General features: G+C 51.7%; 3 tRNA genes. All 3 read left to right on the top strand.

Annotation, left to right across the window (positions count from 1 at the left end):
- The first annotated feature begins 129 nt into the window (after positions 1 to 129).
- The 3 genes from BFF42_RS21235 to BFF42_RS21245 all read left to right on the top strand — a co-directional run bounded on the left by BFF42_RS21235 (position 130) and on the right by BFF42_RS21245 (position 362).
- Positions 130 to 206: transfer RNA gene (locus BFF42_RS21235), tRNA-Ile, on the top strand.
- Between the two features lies 1 nt (position 207).
- Positions 208 to 284 (top strand) — tRNA-Arg (locus BFF42_RS21240).
- Positions 285 to 286: 2 nt separating this feature from the next.
- Positions 287 to 362: transfer RNA gene (locus BFF42_RS21245), tRNA-Thr, on the top strand.
- Positions 363 to 383 lie beyond the last annotated feature (21 nt).

The following is a 383-nucleotide window of genomic DNA, read 5'->3' on the forward strand; positions in this document are numbered from 1 at the left end:
ACATGGACATTTGAAAGAGCCCGCTTTATGCGGGTTTTTTTATACCTGAAAAACGGCACAGGACGTTAAACGTGCTGGTGGTCAGATGAGTTTGCAGATGTGATGACATATGGTTATTATTCTGCCTCCGGCCCTTTAGCTCAGTTGGTCAGAGCGAGCGACTCATAATCGCCAGGTCGCTGGTTCAAGTCCAGCAAGGGCCACCAACCACCACTAGCTCATCCGGATAGAGCATCAACCTTCTAAGTTGACGGTGCGAGGTTCGAGTCCTCGGTGGTGGGCCAGCGCCGACTTAGCTCAGCAGGCAGAGCAACTGACTTGTAATCAGTAGGTCACCAGTTCGATTCCGGTAGTCGGCACCATATGCGGGCATCGTATAATGG

Origin of the sequence: Shigella sp. FC1661, from assembly GCF_001712525.1 — a bacterium.
Taxonomy (GTDB): domain Bacteria; phylum Pseudomonadota; class Gammaproteobacteria; order Enterobacterales; family Enterobacteriaceae; genus Escherichia; species Escherichia coli.